Origin of the sequence: Clostridium sp. AN503 (assembly GCF_040719375.1) — a bacterium.
Lineage (GTDB): Bacteria > Bacillota > Clostridia > Lachnospirales > Lachnospiraceae > Brotaphodocola.
On record NZ_JBFDTP010000002.1, the window covers coordinates 275005 to 296582 of the forward strand.

Annotated in this window: 16 protein-coding genes; 9 read left to right on the forward strand and 7 right to left on the reverse strand. The window is 52.4% G+C overall.

Annotated features, from left to right (window positions below; translation table 11 throughout):
* Positions 1-15 precede the first annotated feature (15 nt).
* From AB1I67_RS08455 to AB1I67_RS08485, 7 genes are all read right to left on the reverse strand, one after another.
* Complete coding sequence (locus AB1I67_RS08455) at positions 16-1485, reverse strand: glycoside hydrolase family 1 protein (RefSeq protein ID WP_367029450.1); 1470 nt, start codon at positions 1483-1485, stop codon at positions 16-18.
* Entirely contained in the window at positions 1482-3383 is a 1902-nt protein-coding gene (locus AB1I67_RS08460; protein WP_367029451.1) for a beta-glucoside-specific PTS transporter subunit IIABC, read from the reverse strand. Before AB1I67_RS08460 ends, AB1I67_RS08455 begins: the two co-directional genes overlap by 4 nt.
* A gap of 229 nt (positions 3384-3612) precedes the next feature.
* A complete protein-coding gene (locus tag AB1I67_RS08465) occupies positions 3613-4491 on the reverse strand; it encodes a MurR/RpiR family transcriptional regulator (RefSeq protein WP_367029452.1) in 879 nt (292 codons plus the stop codon).
* A 102-nt stretch (positions 4492-4593) separates the two neighbouring features.
* Positions 4594-6447, reverse strand: coding sequence for an asparagine synthase (glutamine-hydrolyzing) (asnB, locus tag AB1I67_RS08470; RefSeq protein ID WP_367029453.1), 1854 nt, complete (start codon positions 6445-6447; stop codon positions 4594-4596).
* 18 nt (positions 6448-6465) lie between these two features.
* Positions 6466-7845: a citrate transporter gene (locus AB1I67_RS08475; RefSeq protein ID WP_367029454.1), complete on the reverse strand. Its 1380-nt coding sequence runs from the start codon at positions 7843-7845 to the stop codon at positions 6466-6468.
* A 239-nt stretch (positions 7846-8084) separates the two neighbouring features.
* Positions 8085-9620, reverse strand: a complete 1536-nt coding sequence (locus AB1I67_RS08480; protein WP_367029455.1) for a sodium/proline symporter — start codon at positions 9618-9620, stop codon at positions 8085-8087.
* Positions 9621-9959: 339 nt separating this feature from the next.
* Positions 9960-10544: a TetR/AcrR family transcriptional regulator gene (locus AB1I67_RS08485; protein ID WP_367029456.1), complete on the reverse strand. Its 585-nt coding sequence runs from the start codon at positions 10542-10544 to the stop codon at positions 9960-9962.
* Positions 10545-10679: 135 nt separating this feature from the next.
* On the opposite strand from AB1I67_RS08485, the gene AB1I67_RS08490 reads away from it, so the two are divergent.
* From AB1I67_RS08490 to AB1I67_RS08530, 9 genes are all read left to right on the forward strand, one after another.
* Positions 10680-11948, forward strand: coding sequence for an HD domain-containing phosphohydrolase (locus tag AB1I67_RS08490; RefSeq protein ID WP_367029457.1), 1269 nt, complete (start codon positions 10680-10682; stop codon positions 11946-11948).
* Positions 11949-12160: 212 nt separating this feature from the next.
* The gene (locus AB1I67_RS08495; protein WP_367029458.1) at positions 12161-13180 is read left to right on the forward strand and encodes a LacI family DNA-binding transcriptional regulator; all 1020 of its coding nucleotides are present in this window, start codon (positions 12161-12163) and stop codon (positions 13178-13180) included.
* A 215-nt stretch (positions 13181-13395) separates the two neighbouring features.
* Entirely contained in the window at positions 13396-14484 is a 1089-nt protein-coding gene (locus tag AB1I67_RS08500) for a sugar ABC transporter substrate-binding protein (protein WP_367029459.1), read from the forward strand.
* A 16-nt stretch (positions 14485-14500) separates the two neighbouring features.
* Entirely contained in the window at positions 14501-15499 is a 999-nt protein-coding gene (locus AB1I67_RS08505) for an ABC transporter permease (protein ID WP_367029460.1), read from the forward strand.
* Positions 15496-16992 carry a sugar ABC transporter ATP-binding protein gene (locus AB1I67_RS08510; RefSeq protein WP_367029461.1) on the forward strand — a complete coding sequence of 499 codons (1497 nt, stop codon included), beginning with the start codon at positions 15496-15498 and terminating at the stop codon, positions 16990-16992. The genes AB1I67_RS08505 and AB1I67_RS08510 overlap by 4 nt, the downstream gene beginning before the upstream one ends.
* Positions 16993-17008: 16 nt before the next feature.
* Positions 17009-17992: an ABC transporter permease gene (locus AB1I67_RS08515; protein ID WP_367029462.1), complete on the forward strand. Its 984-nt coding sequence runs from the start codon at positions 17009-17011 to the stop codon at positions 17990-17992.
* Positions 17993-17995: 3 nt separating this feature from the next.
* Positions 17996-19168, forward strand: a complete 1173-nt coding sequence (locus tag AB1I67_RS08520; protein ID WP_367029463.1) for a Xaa-Pro peptidase family protein — start codon at positions 17996-17998, stop codon at positions 19166-19168.
* Between the two features lie 17 nt (positions 19169-19185).
* On the forward strand, positions 19186-20373 hold the full coding sequence (locus AB1I67_RS08525; RefSeq protein WP_367029464.1) for a M24 family metallopeptidase: 1188 nt from the start codon (positions 19186-19188) through the stop codon (positions 20371-20373).
* On the forward strand, positions 20358-21566 hold the full coding sequence (locus AB1I67_RS08530; RefSeq protein WP_367029465.1) for an MFS transporter: 1209 nt from the start codon (positions 20358-20360) through the stop codon (positions 21564-21566). Before AB1I67_RS08525 ends, AB1I67_RS08530 begins: the two co-directional genes overlap by 16 nt.
* Positions 21567-21578 lie beyond the last annotated feature (12 nt).

The following is a 21578-nucleotide window of genomic DNA, read 5'->3' on the forward strand; positions in this document are numbered from 1 at the left end:
AACAAAATATCCTTTCTAATCCAGACATTCTCCATTTGATTCAATCAGCTTCTTGTACCAGAAGAAGGAATCCTTTTTCAGCCGTTCATAGGTTCCGTTTCCATTGTCATCCACATCCACATAAATCTGCCCATATCGTTTCGCCATCTCTCCGGTGGATGCAGATACCACATCAATGCATCCCCATGTGGTATAAGCGATACAGTCCACCCCATGGTCCATGGCAGCTTTCATAGCTTTAATATGGTCTCTGTGGTAGGCGATCCGGTAATCATCGTGGATGCGTTTGTCTTTTTCCACCTTGTCGTAGGCGCCGATTCCATTTTCCACGATCATCAGCGGGAGCCGGTAGCGGTCATAGATGACCTCCATAAAATACTGCATGCCGTCCGGATCCAGAGACCAGCCCCAGTCACTGTAGGTCAGATATTCATTTCTGGCGCCTGAACTGAAATTCCCGCCTACAAGCTCGGTCACCTTGTGGGTCGTTACAACATTGGTGTGGTAGTAGGAAAAGGTGTACATATCAACGGTTCCCTGTTTTAAGGCTGCCGCATCTTCCTCTGTAAAATCCAGCTCCACATGATGCTCCTTCCAGAGCCTTTTTGCATAGCTGGAATATGTGCCGAAGCAATGCACATCTCCTGCATAAAAAATATTCTTTTCCCATATATGGCGGTTCCATAGTATGTCTTTCGGATCCGGTGTCATCGGGTAGTTGGTAGATCCGCAGATCATACAGCCGATCTTATTTTCCGGATCTATGGCGTGGCCGATCTGTACTGCCTTTGCACTGGCGACCAGTTGATAATGGACCTTTTGATAAGCGTCTGCATAGTCCTGATCCGTCAGCGGCCTTCCGCCTGCACGGATAAACTGAATGGTATTGTTGATCTCGTTAAAGGTCAGCCAGTATTTTACCAGTCCTTGATACTCCATAAAGCAAGTAGTTGCAAAACGGACATACGCGTCGATCAGATCACGGTTCAGCCACCCGCCGCAATGCTCCTCCAGATAGAGAGGCGTATCAAAATGCCAGATGGTTACTAACGGCTCGATCTTATATTTGCGCAGCTCCTCAAACACCCTGCGGTAATGCTCAACTCCCGCTCTGTTCGGCTCTTTCTCCAGACCGGTCGGATAGAGGCGGGACCAGGATATGGACATGCGGTAGATCTTAAAGCCCATCTCGGCAAACAGGGCGATATCCTCCTTGTAGCGATGATATCCGTCATTTCCATTGTGATTTGGATAATAGTATTCATCCAGCACTGCATAGCGTGCGCCTTCCGGAAGCTTTCCGCCCCGCGTCATGGTCCCGCCTGTTCCATCTGCATTCCGGTATGTGATCCTTCGTTCCTCATTTGCCGCACCGCCGGTTGTCACATCCGTCAGCGCCGGACCCCTTCCGTCCTCATCCCAGGCCCCCTCAGTCTGATTGGCGGCTGTTGCACCGCCCCATAAAAAATTCTTTGGAAAGCTCATTGTTCTCCTCCAGTCTGTCGTTCTAATCTCAGGAAATCCTGACCTGCAGTGATCGCCCCTGCCGCATCAAACAGAACATCCTTATATTCGGGCGTATTGGTAATGAGTACCATGGTCTGGGTGGAAAATCCGGCCTTCCGGATCTCTTTTATATCAAAATCCACCAGAGGCTGTCCTTCTCTTACCCTGTCACCCTGCTTAACAAGCGCCTGGAATCCTTTTCCGTTCATCTCAACCGTATTGATCCCGATATGTACCAAAACCTCTGCGCCATCTGCTGAAGTGATGCCAAGTGCGTGGCCCGTCGGAAATAACGCAGAAACGATACCGTCGCACGGAGCGCATACCTGCCCGGCAGATGGCTCGATCAGGGCGCCTTTTCCCAGGGCTTCCTTTGCAAAAACCTCATCCTCTGCTTCTGATAAAGGCCGGGCCGTTCCTGTTACCGGAGCTTTTATCACCTCGGTTTTTATCTCGGACGGTGCCGCCTTTTCAGCCTTTATGCTGCCTTTGACCGATTCCTTACCATCATATTTCTGAAACAGGACTACGGTTATCGCCGCTGTGATCACGATGGTAATGCCGAGTGCGATCAGGATGTTATAGAAAAATGCCATGGTTCCATCACCGATGTACATCACCACAGCCGGCAGGCCTGATGAGCCGGTGGCATAGCGGTGCACATGGGTGAATCCTGCATACAGACCTCCGAACCCGGCGCCGATGGCGCCTGCCACCAGCGGGTATTTCTTTGGGACGTTCAGACCGTATAGAGCCGGTTCCGTGGTTCCCATGAGACCGGTGATCCCGGCGGATGTACCGATCTGTTTTGTCCTGCTGTCTTTAGAAAGAAGGCCGGTTACGAGCGCGGCCGTACCCTGTCCAATGTTGGCGCAGAGGACACCCGGCCCGAAGATGCCGTCATATCCCATCTGTGCCATCTGCATGGTCCCCAGCGGTGCAAGTCCATGGTGCAGGCCGAAAATAACCAGGGTAGAGTAGGTGGCGCCCATCAGGGCAGCTTCCAGCCAGCCGACATTTTCACTGAGCCAGCCAAAGATCAACGTAAAGATCTTACCTGCGTAATCCCCAAACGGGCCAATGATCGACAGGGCAAGGACACCCATCACAATAAATTCGATCATCGGTGCAAATACAAGGCGGACAGAACCCGGGATATGCTTATTCAGCCATTTTTCAAAGGGAGCCTGTACCAGCATGACCAAAACAATGGGGATCACGGAATTGGTATACCGCACCAGATACAGAGGAACCACATTCAGGAAATACACCGCTTCCTTTGCTGCGACTAAGTCAGCCCAGCCTGCATGGCACATGATCCCTGCCGTTACCGCAGCCAGGATCGGATTGCATTTTAATTTCTGCGCGGTGGTATATGCCAGCAGGATCGGCATAAACGCGAAGGTGGCATCTCCGATCATATTTATGATAATATAAGTCTGTGCCGTTTTGTCCACCAGGCTGAAGGCTGTAAGCAGCGCCAGCAGCGCTTTTACCATACCGGCCCCGGCAAGCGCCGGTACGATCGGTGAAAAGATACTGGAAACAAAGTCGGAAACGATGTTGAAGACACTCTGTTTTTCTTTTGTCTCCGCCCCCTTGTCATTGCCTGAATCCTTATTTGAGATCAGTTTCGCGACCTCATCATAGACAGCGGCCACTTCCATGCCGATGACGACCTGGAACATACCGCCCTTGTTGATCACCTGTACTACACCATCCAGTTCTGCAATGGCGGCTTCGTCCGCCTTTGCAGCGTCATCCAGTTTAAAACGAAGCCTTGTCTGGCAATGATGTAATGAATGAATATTGCTGTCCCCTCCAACGAGTTCTACGATCTGCTTTGCCAGGAACTCATAGTTTTTAGTTTGATCCATTACGGTTTTCTCCTTAACGTTTGAATTTGCTTCTTTATGGCCAGTAAAGAATCACCCGCGGTTTTTATGTAACCATAGGATACAACCCTTACTGCCTGATTTCAAGAGCTTTCTGCCGGTCAGACTGAAGTTGAAACAGCGGTTCGCGGTTTGGGCGGTGATCACGTTTTATCCCGAAACAAAACGAAACACAGGGGACCCGTCTGCTGCCGTTGGTCCCCTGTGCCGCTTAGTTTTCGGCGGTTGAAGTTTCCCTTGAAACTTCAAGAGCTGTTGAACTTTTTGTTTTGTATTCGTAATTGTTCTTATAGTCTTTTGAAAAGCAGTAAGAAAACAGTACGTTAAAGATAAACTGGATGGATTCCTCTGTAGTATAATTGGCGATCTTCGTATAAAGCCGTTCTCTTGACGAGATGGTCAGGCAGATATCTGAGTTTTGGCGCAGATAATTTTCTCCCTGACTGGTAATACCCACGATCGGCACCCCGCGTTCCCGAAGCCCCGGGATGTATCTGGTCGGAACACGAAACGGATTGTTGCCGGAATAGGAAACGATGACCGCGCAGTCATCCTGGTTTAAGGAATTGGCGATCAGCCCGCCCTCATCACTGCTGGCCAGATGGACCAGTATACGGATGCTCTCCATCTTACGCTTAAACAGTTCCCCCAGAAAAATATTGGGCGACATGGAAAATATCACGATCTTTTTGGATTTTAACAGCAGGTCACCCGCTTTTTCGATATCACTGTAATCCATCTGATCTATGGTATCCTTTAAGCTTTCCATCTGGATCCGGCAGATCTTTTCGATCATTTCACTGGTGTGGTCGTTTTCTGAAAATGGGATATTGGGGTCAACGTCCGTAAAATGGCTTTCAAGGTACTGGCATTCCGCCATAAAGTCAGCAAAAAAATCCGTCCATCCATTATATCCCAGCTTCTTGGCAAAACGTGACAGGGTTGGTTTTGAGGTAAATGTTTTCCGTGCAATATCCTGCATGGAAAATTCTCCTGCGCGAGAACGCTCCGTCAACAAAAACTCTGCGACATTTTTTCTGGCGTCATGATACTGCAACGCCAGTTCATCCATCTTTTGAAATAAATACATAGCGCCCTCCCCGTATACACTTTTCTGTATTCTATCATTATACGTTTCGTTTTGAGCAAATGCAATTATAATTTCAAGAGGCTGCGGACTCCGCGCGGCGCACTATGCCGTTAACCGGATCTGGTATTTGCGCATCCAGTAATCGATCTGCCAGATATAGGCCAGCATCTGCGGCCCGGCCATCAGCTGTCCATACCAGGGTTTTCCGTAGTCGGAGGGGGCGTTTAAAAAGGCGTCCACCTTCTTTAAGTCCAAAAATGGAAGGACCGGGGAGGAGGAGTCCGCAAGGATCTCCCGGACCTTTTCTGCAAGCAAAGCTTCGTAGCGGGTGTCATAAGTCTTGGGATAAGGGGATTTCTTCCGGTAAAGGACCTCGGCCGGCAGATAGTCCTTTCCGCACTGCCTCAGCAGGCTCTTTACCACGCCGTCCCGGGTCTTCATATCCCACGGCACATTGAAAATATATTCATTTAACCGGTAGTCGGCAAAGGGGACGCGGGCCGCCAGGCCGGAATACATGCTGGCCCGGTCCATGCGGTCAAGTAATGTCTGCATAAACCATTTCTGGTTCAGATATGCGATCTCCCGGCGGCGGGCCTCCTCTGCCGTGTCAGATTCCAGACGCGGCGTCTCGCTGACGGAAGCTTCATAGCGCTCCGCCACATATCCGTCCATGTCAAGATAATCCACAAACTCGTCTTTTAACAGGACCTTCCGGGCCCCTAAGTCCATGGTCCAGGGAAATGTCCCGGCTTCAAAGCATTCTTTTTTGTGAAACCAGGGATAGCCGCCGAAGATCTCATCGGCGCATTCCCCGGTCAGGGCTACTTTGCTGTGGTCTTTTACCAGGGAGCAGAAGTAGAGCATGGAGGAATCCACATCGGCCATAGCCGGCAGGTCATGGGCGTCCACCGATTGCTTTAAGTAATCGGCCTGGTCCTGGATGCTGCATTCCAGATACCGGTGCTCGGAGCCGAGAAATTGTACCATCTGATCCACATAGGGCCGGTCCAGGGAGGGTTGGAAGGAGTTGGCTTTGAAATACCGGTCATTTCCGGTAAAGTCAAAGGAAAATGTGTTGAGCCGTTCCCCCTTCTTTTTAAGTTCTGCCGCACAGACCGCGGATACCAGGCTGGAGTCCACACCGCCGGATAAAAAGGTGCATAAGGGCACGTCGGAGACCATCTGGCGGCGGATGGAGTCCAGCACCAGCTCTGTTGCCGTCTCCACAGTTTTTTCATAATCATCCTCATGGGAATGGCTTTCCAGCTTCCAGTAGCGGGTCTCATCCATCCCCTGCCTGCCGTAAGTCAGATAGTGCCCCGGCAGAACCTCGCTTACGCCTTTCAATATCCCGCATCCGCAGGTCCTTGCGGGGCCAATGCTGAAGATCTCATTCAGCCCCTGGCGGTCCAGGCGGGTTTCCATGCCCGGCCATGCCAGGATGCCTTTTAGTTCCGATGCAAAGACCAGCCGGTCATCCTGTTTACAGAAGAACAGGGGCTTGATCCCGCTGCGGTCCCGGTAAAGCAGCAGAAGCTCCTGGGCCGGGTCCCAGACAGCGAAGGAAAAGACGCCGTTTAAGCGTTTGACAAATTCCCTGCCATATTCCAGATAGGAAAGGAGGATGATCTCCGTGTCGGTCCCCGACTGAAGGATCTGTCCCCGGGAGGCCAGGTCCGCCTTAAGCTCCCCGGCATTGTAGAGTTCGCCGTCCAGCACGGCGGCCCAGGTCCGTCCGCCGATGGTCTTAAGCAGAGGCTCGCCCCCGGCATCTAAGTGGGTGACGGAAAGCCTGGAGTGGGCCAGGCCGATGTGGGGAGCCAGATAAACGCCCTGGCCGTCCGGTCCCCGGTGTGCCTGCGCCCGGTTCATGGATGCGAGGATCTGGCTGTAGTGTTCTGGGTCCTGGCTGTAATCGGTTGTAAAATCACAAAATCCACTGATACTGCTCATAATTTCAAGTCCTTTCTGTTATATCAAGAGACAGGCCAGCACAAAGGTGCAGGCGAATCCGATCATAACCGGAATCAGGTTTTTCCGCGCCAGCTCCATGGGGCTGACGTTGCAGATCGCAGCCACCGGGATGATCCCCCAGGGCACGATGGTACCGCCGCCCACAAAGATTGCGGTGATCTGGCCCAGTGCCGCAAAGATGGGAACGGAGCCGCCGGTGATCAGGGAGAACGTGTGGGACAGGGCGCCGGTGAGGGGCAGCCCGGAGAATCCCGATCCGTCCAGGCCGGTCAGCGCGCCGACCACCATCTGGAGCAGAGCGGCCATATATTTGTTCAGCGGAGCCTTTCCTGCCAGCCAGATCGCCCAGTCGCTCATGATCCCGGTCTTGTACTGCTCACCCAGGATCGAGGTGATCCCTTCTCCTCCAAGAAAGAAAAACGCGCCGATTAAAATCACCGGAGCGAAGATTTTGATGGCAAATAAAAATCCGTGGATCAGATAGTCCGTCACCTTCTCCGGGGCCTGCTTCCCGAATCCCAGAATGGCGCCCAGCACCATAAGGAGCGTGGCGGTGCCCGATACCAGGCTGGTGGCGTCCCCGCCCTTAAGGCCGTAAAAGAACATCATGGCGATATCGGCGAGAAATGCAAGGGGTGTGAAGATGGCGATAAACCGGGCCGCTTTCCTGTGATGAACGGCTGCGTCGGAGCTTAAGCTGCTGCCGGACAGATCGGCAGTTTTTGAATCCCTGATGGATCTGCGGTTCATCATAAATGCGGCTGCTACGGTGACAATGCCCATGGTGAGAAACAGCGGAGTTCCAGCTGTTACGACCTCGATGGTGTCGATCCCCGCGGAGGCTGCCGAGATGGCGGGCGCACCCTGGATCACGAAGTCATAGCTCAGTGCAAAGCCGTGGCCAAACAGGTTCATGGCCATGGCGGCCATCAGAGGATTTAAACCCTTGCGGATGGCTAAGGGGAGCATGATGGCCCCGACCAGCGCAACCGACGGGGATGGCCACAGGAACAGGGAGAATATCATCATGACGATCCCCAGGATCCACCAGGCGGCTGACGGGGTGCGCATGATCTTTGACATGGGTTTCATCATCAGATAGTCGCTTCCAAGGTCTGAGAGGCACTTGGAGAGGGCGGTGATCAGGGCGATGGTCGCGATGATCTCCATAAACTGGTTTGCCGCGTAGAGCGTGGCATTGAATACGGTCTGGATCCCTCCTGCCAGGGTTTTGGTAGCGGCCAGGCCGATGAGAAACAGGAATGCGATACAGACAGCGGGGGTATCCCGCCTTAAGACCATAACGGTCAATATGGTGATCACGCCTATCAGATAGATTACATGGAGCGTAGTCAGGGTAGTTGTTAATTCCAGCATATCGTTACCTTCCGAAGTTGATATAATAAAAGGATATGCGGTGGCGGCGGCATAGGTCCGGAAACCGGGGATAAATATTTTTGGTAAAAAGTCGTTGGGGAGGATCTGCCGGATAAATTGCCGGATATAAAATGCCGGAAAAGAATATGGAAATGCGGCTATGCCCGGTATGGACAATAGCCGCATAAAAATTCTGACTGATTATAAGCAATGATAATTAAAATTGATATAAGCGCCGCTTATTTCCCAATGGAATCAAACTCATCACAGATCTCTTTGGAAGGCGGAGCCGTGGCGAGAGATACGATGAGGATCGCTGCGGAAGCCACGATAAAGGCCGGGAGCAGCTCGTAGACGTTCCAGCCGCCGCCCAGCGGACGGACGCCGTATTTCCAGGCAAAGACCATGATACCGCCGGAGATCATGCCGGCCAGGGCGCCCTGTAAGTTGGTGCGTTTCCAGAACAGGGAGAACAGCATCACCGGGCCGAAGGAGGCGCCGAAGCCCGCCCACGCAAAGGATACGATCGTAAACACGGAGCTGTCCGGGTTCCATGCCAGGCCGATAGCCACCAGGGCGATGCCGATGACCGTAAGGCGCGCTGCCGTCATGGAAGCCTTATTGTCCAGTTTGATCTTCAAGAAATCCTGCAGCAGGTTCTGGGACACGCCGGATGCGGCGGTCAGAAGCTGGGAATCTGCTGTGGACATGGTGCAGGCCAGGATACCAGCCAGTACCACACCTGCGACGATGGAGAGCAGCAGGCCGTGGCGGCCCAGCAGGTCAGCCAGCCGGATGATAATGGTCTCAGATTCGGCGCTGCTGGCAAATGCAGGAATCTTCCCTGCAAGAGAAACGCTGTAGCCGATGATTCCGATCAGGATCGCCACAAACATGGAGATCACAACCCATACGGAAGCGATACGGCGCGAAGTCTTTAACTTGTTTTCGTCCGCAATTGCCATAAAGCGCAGCAGGATATGGGGCATCCCAAAGTATCCCAGCCCCCACGCGAATGTAGAAACGATGGAGATAAAGCCGTAAGGGGCTGCGGTCCCGGTGGCGGTGTCATGAAGGTGCGTCATGGACAGATAACCGCTTAAGGATTTTGCGTTTAGCATGACCGTATCCCAGCCTCCCGCCATGCTGATCCCGTAGAAGACGATGATCACCAGTGCGATGCTCATGACGATGCTCTGGATCAGGTCCGTGGTGGATACCGCCATAAATCCGCCCAGGACCGTATATCCGACGATGACAATGGCGCCCACGATCATTGCGGCATGATAGTCCACTCCAAACAGGCTGTTAAAAAGCGTCCCTACCGCCTTAAAACCGGAAGCCGTATACGGAATGAAGAAGATCAGGATCACGATGGCTGCGATACACATCAGGATATTTTTCTCATCCCGGTAGCGGCGGGAGAAAAAGTCCGGTATCGTGATGGCATTGCAGGCGATGGAGTAGCGGCGGAGCCGTTTGGCTACGATCAGCCAGTTCAAATAAGTCCCCACTGCAAGCCCGATGGCAGTCCATCCCGCGTCGGCGATCCCGGTTAAGTATGCCACGCCCGGGAGCCCCATCAGAAGCCAGCTGCTCATATCGGAAGCCTCCGCGCTCATGGCGGTCACTAAAGGTCCAAGCTTCCTGCCTCCAAGATAGAATTCATCCGCGGAATCACCGCTTCCCTTTTTGCTGAAATAGAACCCCACATATACCATTGCGATCAGATAGACAATGATGGATGTGAGAATCCCGATCTGTCCAGATGTCATAATCAACTCTCCTCCCTGTGCATTCCCATGAAATATATTTCGCCATTATAGCACAAAGAAAAATAGACTGCAATGCAGAACAAAGTATAGACTATATACTGTACTGTTTATTTTGGTTATGCAATTAAAGCTATAAAATATATAGGAAAATTGGCTGTACGATAATAAGAATAAAACACAGATAAATATTAGTAATATGAATATGTGATGTATTTTTTTGAGTACAATGTATGCGGCCTGTCCACCGTTTCTCATCCATATGACCGACCTGTCAGTTTTGCGGAAAAACTGACAGGTCCCGGTTTTGCGACCGGAGCCGGAACTGATGATGGGGTGATCTTACGGCAGAAAACTGCTCAAAAATCCCGGCATGACCCGGCAGCTATACTGGCGGAGGGAGTACTCGCCGCCGCACAGGCACCAGTCGTAGAGCAGCGCCCGCTCGCAGAGGGCATAGAGCTTGACCATCTCACTGACGCTGGACTGGGCGCTGAGCTGTCCGTCTGCCTGGCCTTTGGCGATGATCCTGCGCAGCAGCTTATAATAGATGCGGTTGTGGTCCAGAAGGTGTTTTGCCCCGTTTGTCGTCAGCTGGGTGGAGTAAAGGCGCGTCAGCAGATCCAGGGAAATACTGTTTTCGATCATGCCAAACAGCTCGCTGTTCAGAAAGAGAAGCTGGTCCATGGCAGGCATCTCAGGATCCAGAACTTCAGTGAGTTCCTCGTATTTTTCATCAAACAGAGAACTTAAGGTGCTCAACAGGGCGTCCTTTCCATCAAAATAATGATAGAAAGACCCTTTGGAGGTGCCGGAAAGCTCGATGATCTCCTCCACGGTCGTATCCTCATAACCCTGTTCGTAAAACAGCTTCCAGGCAGCGTTTACGATCTTTCCACGGGTATTTCGCGCGTTTTTCTTTGCCACAGTCCGTACCTCCCAGTATTTTGCAGTGATCCTGCGTACCAATAAACTGATTATAACAGAGGAAAGTGTTTAAATCAATTGATGTGGGGCGGCTTCTGTATTATAATAATAAAGATTATGAGGAGGGTAAAAGCAATGCCGGAACAGATTAAGATAGCGCATATTGATGCGGCGGCCGCGGTTTATGCAGTGAACGCCACATTACGAAGGATAGACGAGCGTCTTGTGGATCATGGAGAGAGGGTTGCTTTTATAGCCTGTGAACTGTGTGAGGAAGGGAATCTTCCGATGGATATGAAAACATTGTTCCTCCTCTGTGCATTCCATGATATCGGCGCTTATAAGACGGATGAGATCGACCGTATGCTGGAGTTTGAGACCCATGACGTGTGGAACCACTCTGTTTACGGATATCTTTTCATGAAATATATGTCGCCGCTGAAAGAGAGCGCGGAGGCGATCCTGTATCATCATACGTCCTGGGACGACCTGTGCCGGACAGATACGGATCAGAGAGACTATGCCTCTCTGATCCATCTGGCGGACCGGATCGATATTGCATTTACTTATGGGCTGGACGCCGCGGGGATTGAGCGGCTGATGCATGATGTAAAGGACCTGTTCCGGGCGGATTATTCAGAGATTGCCAGAACCTGTTACCATAAACATGAGATGTTTGAGCAGCTTGCCGACGGTTCTTATCTTCAGAAGAACCGGAAGCGTTTGGAGGAATTTTTCCCGATAGCAGATGAGACGCTGGAGTATTTAAAGATGATCGTGTATGCCATTGATTTCAGGAGCGAGCATACGGTGACTCACACGATCAATACAGTGTCCCTGGCCCTTGACATCGCCAGGCATTTTGGGTTTACAAAAGAGGAGCTTGAGAAGATCTATCTGGGTGCGCTTCTTCATGACGTGGGCAAGATCGCGATCCCCGTATCGATCCTGGAATACCCGGGAAAGCTGGCTCCGGAGGAGATGGAGGTCATGCGTACCCATGTAAAGGAAACGGAGTATCTGATCCGGGGGATAGTGCCGGAGGAGATCTGCCGTATTGCGGTACGCCATCATGAGAAGCTGAACGGCAGCGGTTACCCCTATGGGCTTACCGGTGACGATCTGACCTTGCCGGAGCGGATCGTGGCGGTGGCGGATATCGTGAGCGCTTTAAGCAGCAGGCGCAGCTATAAGGAGCCGTTTCCCAGAGAAAAGACCTTAAAGATCCTGGAGCAGATGAGCAAAAGCCAGTTAGACCCGTCAGTCTGTGCTTATGTATCTGAGCATTATGACAGTATCATGAAATCCACAGAGCCGGACCGTATCCGGATCATTGAAATGTACCAGAGTATTATGCAGGAGTATGAGAGGGTAGCGGCGCGGATGGAGGCAATGGGGATGTAGTTGAAGGGCTGTTGGCCTGTGGTCGTGAAAGACCGGGCGGACGGCCCTGTTCTTGATTTTGGTCCTGGTACTGTAGACGGGATCCGTTTCAGGACAAAAAACAAAAAATTTAAAAAAATATCGCAATACCTCTTTACTTTATAAAAAAAACAAGTAAACTGGTTTAGTAGATGGCGTTTTTTGCGGCAGACAGAGGAAACGCGGAGGTGAAAATGGAAAAAAAGATGAGTATCAAGAAGATTTCGGAGCTGGCTGGGGTATCTCCAACTACAGTTTCTTTTGTCCTGAATAACCGGAAGGGGATCGGTGAGGAGACCAGGAAAAAAGTGATGGAAGTCATCGAACGGGAGCAGTATGTCCCCAATATCAATTCCAGAAGGCTCAGCCTGAACCGGAGCTTTAATCTGGGCTTTATTACAAATGACAATTTTGCCATGCTGACAGACGCGTTTGCTTCCAGAGTCATGATCGAGGCTGTCAGAAAAGCCAACAGCCTGGGATACAGCATTACCCTGATCCCAGTCACGGGGAATGACATGGAGAAGGCCCTGCGTAAGTCCATCAACCAGGGCAATATAGACGGCGCGATCGTGATCCATGATATCAGCCAGACGGAGTATAAGGCGCTGAAGCAGGAGGGCGTCCCGCTTGTAGTTATCGATTCCCATATGAAAAACCCCGCGTATTCCTGCGTCAATGTGGACTACAAGGACGCTGCCTATAAAGTGGTGGAATATCTTTTGGATCAGGGGCACCGGGACATCGCCTACATTGGCATTGAGAGCCTGCCGGACTTATATGTCAGCTGCCTGCAGGGATATTGTGAAGCGCTGGCGACCCGGAGTATCAGCATTAATGCAGAGTGGATCATGAGCGTGGTGGACTACGAAAATGGTGTGGACGACAAGATTGCGGAGAAATTCCGGAAGGGAAACCTGCCTTCCGCTATTTTTTGTGCAAATGATTTTACGGCGATCGGTACCATCAACGGGCTTTACAAGCTGGGCCTTACGGTTCCGGGGGATGTTTCTGTGATCTCCATTGACGATATTTATCTTGCCAAGATGTTCCGCCCCTCCCTGACTACCATGAAGATCGATATTGAAGATATGGGCAGCAAGGCGATCGAGATCCTGGACCGCCTGATCAGCAAGAAGACAGACAGGGAAGTCCATACCATGAAGGCAGAGAACCTGGTGATAAGAGAATCTGTCAGGAAAATTAATAAATAATCGGGTTTTGTAAACCTGCAAATCTGGAATTACCTTCCATTTTTTGGATAATTCTCACTAATTAATCTCAAATATCAAAAAATATATGTGAATATTATTGACATTACTCCCAAATACGAATATACTTAACTAAACCGGATTAGTAGCGCGCACTAATTCAAAAGTTGTAGTTTCTGGCACATTTGACCAAAGAAAATGTATTGAAGGAGGAACCTATGAGAAGGAAAATATCTGCAGTCCTGTTGACGGTGGCAATGACGATGGCAATGACCGGATGTTCGTCCGGCACGCCGCAGACGGCGGCTGAGACCGGTGCTGCCAGGACAGAAGCGGCAGGACAGGGAGAGGCAAAGCAGGGCGAAGCAAAGCAGGAGGAGGCTTCTGCGCCAAAGAGTGATATCAAGCTGGGCTTCACGGTCAGCTTTATCACCGGATATTACAGTGCTATGGTGGACGGGGTCAATGAAGCGGCTGCCGCTCAGGGCGTGGAGGTGGTTTTGCTGAATGCGGAGAGCGATACGGTGAAGCAGAGCCAGCAGATGGAGAATCTGATCGCTCAGAAGGTAGATGCGATCCTCTGCAACCCGGAGGACGGAACGGCAATCTCTGCGTCGGTGCAGAAGGCCATGGATGCAGGCGTGCCGGTCATCGGAATGGACCGTGAGATCACCGAGGCCACGCCCGCCAAGCAGATCATTGCCAACAGCTATGACCTGGCTTATAAGCTGGTGGATGATTTTGGGAAATCCGGGGACTGTGCGGACTTGTCCGAACCGTTAAAGGTCCTGGTCATGGTGGGGACCATGTCGGATTCTTATGCGGTTAACTGCCTGGAGGCCCACAGAAAAGCCATTGAGGATAATCCGGACAAATTTGAGCTGGTTGCAGAGATCCCCGGTGAATGGAATCAGGATACGGCTCTGAAAGGACTTCAGAATGCACTTTCCGCCAATCCGGATGTGGACCTGATCATTACTCCCTCTGACATGTACCTTCCCTGTATCCAGAGCGCTTTAGAGCAGATCGGCAGATGGAAGAAGATCGGGGAGGAAGGCCATACCATGGTGCTTTCCATGGATGGAGATACCAACGGGATTCAGGCCATCAAGGACGGCTACACAGAGGCGGATGCCGTCATAGACGCCAAGGAGCTTGGGCGGATGGCAGTGGAAAATGCCATAAAGATCATAAACGGGGAGGAAAAATCCGATGGGGCCTATCTGGACATTCCCGGATTTATCGTTACCTATGAGAATTTCGACACGGAGGCGCCTAAGGCATACAGCTATGGTGATCTGAAGTAGGATTGGGGAAGGTCAGATGAAGAAAACAGGCGGTATTAAAAAATTAGTTTTGGATTACCCTGCAATTCTGTTTGTGTTGGTGACAGTTGTATTAAGCGTCCTGTTTGTCCCATATTTTGTTTCGGAGTATAACATAAAGAACCTCTGCCTGCAGATGTGCGACCTTTTGATCATTGCCTGCGGCCTCACCTTTACGGAGCTGAACGCCAGCACGGATTTTTCCTGTACGTCCGTGCTGGCAGTGTCCAGCATGACCGGGGCGTATATCATGGCGATGTCGCCCCTTAAGTCCCATCCGCTGCTGGCCGTGGCTGTGGCGATCCTGGCAATGCTCCTGATCGGCGTTTTATTCGGCCTGATCAACAGCTTTGCGATCATCAAGCTGAAAATGCCTGCATTTATTGCAACCATGGCAACCATGCTGATCGGATCGGCCTTCGCTTATTGGTTTGCCTCCAGGGTGAACTCGGGAAAGACCAGTATCGGCGGCCTTCCGGCGGTATTTGTAGCTCTGGGCGGTTCGGGGAGATTCTTTTTAGTCCCGATCGTGATCACCGCAGTTATGTGGTTTCTGGCGGATTTTATTCTGACAAAGACGAAGCTGGGCAGGGATATCTATGCGGTTGGGACCAACCCTACGGCGGCATTTATCTCCGGAGTCAGCGTAAAAAAGACCATTTTCTGGATGTTCATGCTGACGGCGGTATTCTCCTCCGTGGAGAGTATCATCCTGACAGCCAGGAGCGCAGCGGGGATGTCCGGCCTTGGGAGCACGATGTTTATCAATATCGTGTCTGCGGTCATCATCGGAGGAACCAGCGTCAGCGGAGGCTTCGGGGGTGTGAGGCAGACGCTTCTGGGAGCGCTGTTCATTGTCATCATCAACAATGCCATGAATCTGATCGGGATTGAATGGTATACGATCATGCTCTGCCAGGGGCTTTTGATCCTGGCGGCAACCGTGATCGATTACTTTATCAAGAAGTCACGAATGCTGGGGAAGGGAAAAACATGATGAGTGAACCAATTTTGCGTTTGGAGAACATCTGTAAGAGCTTCTTTGGGGTGCAGGTGCTCTATGATATCTCCCTTGAACTGTATGAGGGGGAGGTCCTGGGGCTTGTGGGAGAGAACGGAGCCGGAAAATCCACGATGATGAACGTGGTGGGCGGAGTGCTTCCCGGTGACAGCGGGACGATGTACGTGAATGGGAAGGAGTATAAGCCTTCAAGCCCGAGGATGGCAACGGAAGCCGGCATCGGTTTCATCCATCAGGAGCTGAGCCTGTTCACCAATTTAAGCGTGGCGGAGAATATTTTTATAGATGATTACCCGAAGAAATTTGCAGGCTTCATTGACAAGAAAGAAACCTGCAGCAGAACGAAGGGATTTTTGGAGCGTTACCATGTAGATGTTAAGAATCCCAACACGGTTGTGGGCAGCCTGTCCATGGGTACCAGGCAGATGATCGAGATACTAAAAGCCCTGGTCAAGGAGGCGAAGATCCTGATCTTTGACGAGCCGACCACATCCCTTTCGGGGCGTGAGAAGGAAACGCTTTTTGAGACAATCCGGGAACTTAAAAAATCTGGATATTCCATCGTTTATATCTCCCATATCCTGGAGGACGTGCTGCTTTTGAGCGACCGGATCAGCGTACTGAGGGACGGGCATGTGATCAGGACGGACCGGACCGCCAACTGGACGAAGGAAGAGATGATCCGCCAGATGGTGGGACGCGATATGAAGCAGGTATATCCGGAAGTGCAAAAGACCATCGGCAGCGAGACCGTTCTGGAGACAAAGGGGCTTTGCTGTGCGGGTTTTGTGAAAGACGTCTCTCTACAGCTCAAAAAGGGTGAGATACTGGGAATGTTTGGCCTTATGGGGGCCGGCCGCTCCGAGGTGGCAAGGGCTGTCTTCGGCGTGGATCCTATAGAGAGCGGAGAGGTGATCATAAAGGGAACGCCGTTTACAAGGATCACGCCGGAGCTCTGTATCCGGAATAAAATGGCGTTTGTCACGGAAAACAGGCGGGAGGAAGGACTTTTGATGCCCAAAACCGTGTGTGAGAACGCAGCGCTTGTACTGGAACGGGATCTGGTGGGGCGGCTGGGGATCATCGATGTGGCCCGGGAGGAGCAGATGACAGAAAAAGCGATCAGCGAGATGGGCGTAAAGTCTGCGGATCCCCGAACCCAGGCGGTCAACAGTCTGTCGGGCGGAAACCAGCAGAAGGTGGTCGTGGGCAAATGGGTGGTCACAGAGCCGGAGATCCTGATCGTGGACGAGCCTACAAGAGGCATCGACGTGGGGGCGAAGTATGAGATATACAAGCTGTTAAAAGGGCTGGCAGCCAGAGGCGCGGCTATCCTGTTCATATCCTCGGAGATGGAGGAGCTGATGGGGATGTGCGACAGCATCATCGCCATGAAGGACGGCGTGATCTCCGGGCGCGTGGATCGATCGGAGTTCAGCCAGGAAAATATTGGCACACTGGCTTTATAGGGAGGAGAGGTTACAGATGGGAAATGTGAAGGTTTCTGAGTGGACGGCAAAAGACATCCTTGTGAAGTACGGCGTATACCTCATCCTGGTAGTTTTGATGGTCGTTTTCAGTTTTGTCAATAAAAAGTTCCTTACCTTTGATAATTTTATGCTGATGCTCCAGCAGCTGGCGCCGTTTGGGATTGCAGTGATCGGAATGACGTTTGTCCTGATCACGGCCGGGATTGATATTTCTGTAGGCCGGATCATGTTTATTTCCGGCGTGGTGGTCGGCGAGGTGCTCACGAGGCTGCCGGCGCAGGTGGCGGAGTCTCCATTTGTCATCGTGATCTGCACGTTGATCGTTATGCTGGTGGGAGCGGCTTTTGGGCTGGCAAACGGGCTGCTGATCACAAAGATGAAGATCTATCCTTTCATCGCAACGCTGATCATGGGCTACATAGCAAGAGGGCTTGGGCTTTCCATAGCCGGGATCACAAAATATGATGTGAGCGTTCTTGGAAAGGTGACAAATGCCAGGATCGCCGGCGTTCCCGTGGCGTTTATCATCTTTATCATCCTGGCGGCGGGCATGAACTTTGTGCTGAGGAATACGAAATTTGGACGGCACACCATGGCGATCGGGAACAATCCCCATGCGGCGGAACAGATCGGGATCAATGTGACCAGGCATAAGATCATCATCTATGTTCTGTGCGGAATCTTCGCTGCAGTTGGAGGGATGTTCTCGGCAGGCCAGATCAGCGAGGTGTTTACGACCTTTGGTGAGAACAACGAGTTTCAGATCATATCAGCAACGGTCATAGGAGGGACCAGCCTGTTTGGCGGCAGGGGGACAATCCTTCCGGGGGCGATCTTTGGAGTGCTGCTGATCCAGGTGGTTTTAAACGGATTATCCATGATGAATGCGTCGGTGTATGTATTCAATATTGTGAGGGGCGTCATTATCTTTATTGCGGTGGCTTTGGACTGTATCAACTATAAAGGAGAATTGAGGTAGCAGATGGAAAGAATATGTATTCCCGATCATGAATTTAAGGAGAGGGTGAGGAAGGCTCAGCTGGCTATGGCGGCGGAGGGCGTGGATATCCTGTTTGCGTTTGCCAACGAAGCGGAGCCTCAGTTTGTGAGATATTTGAGCGATTACTGGCCGTCTTTTGAAACTGCGGCTGTCATGATGGGGCAGAAGGGGGAACCGGTCCTGTTGATCGGTCCGGAAAGCCTGACATTTGCGTCGGACCGTTCCAGGATACCGGACATCCGCCGGGTGAAATGCCTGCGGGAGTCCTCCAACCCGGAATATCCCGGACATAAGCTCGATACCATAGCGGAAGCGATCGAGAGCGTGAGGAGCGGGCCGGTCAGACGGCTGGCGGTAGCCGGATACAATCTGGTGCCGAAGATCGTGTATGATGATCTGCGGGAAGCCCTTGACGAGCTGGGCGGCGGCGAGATCGTAAGAGGGGATCAGATCATCATGGATCTCAGGATGGTCAAGTCGGAGAATGAGATCGCCTGTCTGAAAAAAGCCGGGGAGATTACGGTGAACGCACTCAAAAAGGTCCTGGAGAATATCAGGCCGGGGATGACGGAGCAGCAGGTCTGCGGGATCGCCATGGGGGAGATGTTGGCGCAGGGAGCAGAGAGCGAGGCTTATCCCTTCTGGGCGCTGGCCGGGCAGGGAAGCGACCAGGCCATCAGCAGGCCAAGGGCCAAGGTGATCGAAAAGCACGATTATGTCCATCTGGGGGTAGCTGCACGATATGAAGGTTATGCTGCGACTATCGGGCGCGGAGTGTTTTTCGGGGAACCGGACGCCTGGGTTCTGGATGCCATGAAAGCGGGCTATGAGGCCGCCGCAGTGGTGGAGGAACAGCTGTTTGACGGGAACAATGCGGGGACAGTTGCAAAACGCTATGTGGAGTCCCTAAAAAAGACAGGCCATGACCAGTATCTTCTGTACGGCCCCTGCCATGCCACAGGGTTGATGGAAGGGGAGCCGCCATGGATCGAGACCAATTCTGATTACGTGATCCATGAAAATATGTGTTATTGTATCGACATATTTATGGGAGACGGCAAAGGGAAAGGGCTGCGTGTGGAAGAGAGCGTGAGGGTTGGAAAGGAACGGGCGGATATCTATACGCCGTTCCCGAGAGAGATCATACGCCTGTAAGGGAAAAAGGAGAACGTATGGCTGAGAGAGCAAAAATAAGCAGGGATGAATTTAAAGAACGGATTGAGGTCATCCGGGCGCGGATGAGGGCGGAAGGCGTGGATGCCCTTTTCGTATACGGGGACGAATTCCGGAGAGAAAACTTGAGATATGTGTGCAACTACTGGCCGATCTTTGACCGGGGCGCTTTCCTGATCCCGATGCAGGGCGAACCGATCCTGCTGGCGGCGCCGGAGAGCATCACCGTTGCCCAGGAGATGACTCCCTGGAGTGATTTAAGAAATGTTCCGGATCTGTGCGCCGCCTATGTGGAGGACACGATCGATTATCCGCTGGCGTCCTACTGGAGCTTTTCTGCGCTGGCTGAGGAGCTGAAGGGGAGAGGTGCCTTCCGATGCCTGGGCGTGGTTGGGGTGGATGCCATGTGCTATGATCTTTATCTGTCGGTTGAGAGGGGCTTTGGCTGCCGGATCGTGAATATGGACCATATGTTTTATCAGATGCGGGAGATCAAGAGCGAAGCGGAGCAGGCATGTATGAAGGAAGCGGGACGGATTGCCCAGGAAGGGATCCGGGCGCTGCTGGAAGCGGATATTGTGGGCATGAGCGAGACCGGGGTGTGCGGGATCGCGGAGCAGGCAGCGCGGGCGGCCGGGGCTGAGGCGGTCGTATTTACCCTCTGCTCCTCCGGGGACCGGACGAACTACGTGGTTCCCAGGGCCTCCACCTCGAAGAAGATCGAGGATGGGGATATGGTTTCCTTTGGGCTTGCGGTGATGTATGAGGGATACACAGCCACCTGCCAGATCCCCTTTGGAGCGGGCAGCTGCAGCGAAGAGAGCAGGAGGGTCATAGACACGCTGATCGGGGCGTGGAAAAAGGGGCTTCCGGAGCTTAAGCCGGGCAATCCCATGAAGAATTTTGTGTCTGCTGTCAGGGACTATTTCCGGGAAAAAGGGCTGGAGGAGTATGACGTGTATCCGCCGCTCCATGGCTCCGGCCTCGCAGAGGCGGAAAACCCCTATCCAGATGAGAACACAGACCGGTGCTTTGAGGAGGGTATGGTCTTTAATACGGATATCAGCCTGTTTGGCGCTCCGGGCGATAGCAACCGCATCGAGGCCGGCTATATCATCACGGCGGATGGGTGCGAGCCGATCACTCCCTTTGTGGATGAGTATTGCCTGAAATGGCTCAACGGCTGATTCTGACCGCGGCGGCAGGCTGCTGCTTCTTTCTGGGATTTGAGAGCGGGAGCTATCAGTATGTGCTGGTAAAGGCTGCTGCCGAATTCAAAGTAAATGCGTTTGTTATGGGAGCTTTTGTGGCGGTCCAGTTTCTGGCTTCCATGATTTCCCCCGCCCTGTGCGGGGGACTGGCCGACCGGTATGGGAGAAAACGGATATTTGGCCTGTTTACGGGGATTTTCACTTTGGGCTGCCTGTGGGTTTTTGTCTCAAAAGGAGCGGCGGTATTTGCTCTGGGGATTTTTGTGACAGGGTTTGGCTACAGCATGTGTGAGAGCCTGGCTTCCGTAGTGGCTGCGGAGGAAACAAAACGGTGCCCGGACGGCGTGGTGAATCTTATACAGTCTGCATTTAGCTTTGGGGCGGTTACGGGCCCCTGGGCGGCTGATTTTATCATAAGGGTGTGGAGGCTTGACTGGCGTTTTGTGTTTCTGACAGCCGGTGTGGGCAGCGGGCTGATGGCGGTCCTGCTGGCTCTTGGGAGAAAAGGGGCTTCAGACGGGAGGGCGTCCTGGAGCCGTGCCAGTGAGGCGCGGAATCGAAAACACCGAAAACCAGGGAATGCTTTGGATCATCCGTTTGCGTTTGGGGGAAGCCTCTGGGTATTGGCTGTTCTCATGTTTGGATATTCCATGATAGAAACAGGCGGGATTTATTTTATCGGCACGCTGCAGGGCAGCCTGGGCGGAGGCAGGGAGAGCGCCTGGGGGATTTCGGCTGTCTGGCTGAGCATGACGGTGGGGCGTCTGATCGCTTCCAGAATAAGAATGAAAAGGCTTCCCGTGATTGCAGGAGGTTTTTTTGCAGCCTCATCTGCCATATTGGGACTTTCCTTTTGCGGCAGCGACCAGGCGGGCGGAGCCTGGATGATGACGGGGCTTTGTGCGGCCATGGGCATGTCCATGGGGCCTGTTTGGCCTGCGCTGGTCAGCTGCGCCATTGAACGGTATCCGCAAAAGGCGGCGCTGGCTGCCAGCAGGATGGTTATGGCGGGCAGCGCTGGCGGGGCGGTGATGCCGCTTTTCATGGGAGCGGTGACGGATGCGTATGGAGTGCGGACGGCTTACTGGATGGCAGCGGCGGTTGGGGCCGCAGCCTGTGGGACCGCCTGTTTGTGGGGACTGAAAAAGACGCTGTGTAAAAGCAAGTGAGAAGGGAGCTGG